The organism is Burkholderia sp. ABCPW 111 (genome assembly GCF_000773065.1).
GTDB classification, from domain to species: domain Bacteria; phylum Pseudomonadota; class Gammaproteobacteria; order Burkholderiales; family Burkholderiaceae; genus Burkholderia; species Burkholderia savannae.
Genome location: NZ_JPWT01000043.1, coordinates 1 through 1,336, shown reverse-complemented (window position 1 = coordinate 1,336; position 1,336 = coordinate 1). Strand labels below are relative to the sequence as shown.

The 1,336-nt window shown below is 61.1% G+C and carries 1 protein-coding gene; it reads left to right on the top strand.

What is annotated here, in order from left to right; all coding sequences use genetic code 11:
* Positions 1 to 94 precede the first annotated feature (94 nt).
* A protein-coding gene (locus X946_RS05885; protein WP_152611639.1) for an IS3 family transposase occupies positions 95 to 1,305 on the top strand; the annotation gives its coding sequence in 2 pieces (ribosomal slippage) (positions 95 to 410 and positions 410 to 1,305; 1,212 coding nt in all).
* The last annotated feature ends 31 nt before the right edge of the window (positions 1,306 to 1,336 follow it).

The following is a 1,336-nucleotide window of genomic DNA, read 5'->3' as shown; positions in this document are numbered from 1 at the left end:
TGGAGCAGCCCCCTGAAACACCGGACATAGCCTCTCACTTAAACTAGCGGGTAGGCATAAGACTGTGTTTTTGACTAACACCAGGCAGGAAGTGATGGAAGTGTTGACGGGCCCGGAGCGTCGGCGGCGCTGGACGGCGGAGCAGAAGCTGGCGATGGTTCGCGAGAGTTTCGAGCCGGGGAAATCGGTTTCGATGGTCGCGCGCCAGCACGGCGTGAATCCGAACCAGTTGTTCCACTGGCGCAAGCTGTACCAGGACGGGAGCCTGTCAGCAGTGAAGGCTGGCGAGGAAGTAGTTCCGGCTTCGGAGCTGGCCGATGCGCTCAAGCAGATTCGCGAGCTGCAACGGATGCTCGGCAAGAAGACCATGGAGAACGAGATTCTCCGCGAAGCAGTCGAGTACGGCCGAGCAAAAAAATGGATAGCGCACTCGCCCTCGCTGCCGGAGGACGACCAGTGAAACTGGTTTGTGAAGTTCTCGGCGTGTCGCGCTCGAACGTATCGGCACGGCTGTCGCGTCCGGCGACGTGGCGCGATGGTCGTCGATCGAGGCAGACGGACGATGCGAGCGTGGTCGAGGAAATCCGCCGCGTCGTCGGCGATTTGCCCAGCTATGGCTATCGCCGAGTTTGGGGCACGTTGCGCAACGAGCGCCTTGCGGTTGGGCTCGTGCCGTTCAATGCCAAGCGCATCTACCGCGTCATGCGCACGCACGGGCTGCTGATGCAGCGTCGACCGATTCCGCCTCGGCCGCAACGTCGGCATGACGGCAAGGTGGCCGTCGCGCGCAGCAATCAGCGATGGTGCTCCGATGGATTCGAGTTTCGCTGTGACAACGGCGAACCGCTCCGTGTGACGTTTGCGCTGGATTGCTGCGACCGTGAAGCGATGAGCTGGGCGGCTACGACAGCAGGCCATAGCGGCGACATCGTGCGCGACGTGATGTTGGCAGCAGTGGAAAATCGGTTTGGCAACGAACTGCATACGCCGTCCGAAATCGAGTGGCTGAGCGACAACGGTTCGGGCTATACAGCCGACGACACACGACGGTTCGCACTGGCCATCGGGCTGAAGCCATTGACCACACCGGTGTGCAGCCCACAAAGTAACGGGATGGCCGAGAGCTTCGTGAAGACGATGAAGCGCGACTACGTCGCCTTCATGCCGAAGCCAGACGCAGCGACTGCGGCACGTAACTTGGCCATCGCGTTCGAGCATTACAACGAGAAGCATCCCCATAGCGCACTGAAGTACCGCTCGCCTCGCGAGTTCCGGCGCTCGATGGATTCAGCAACCTTAGTGTGACGCCGTGTCCGGGATTACAGGGTCAACTCCA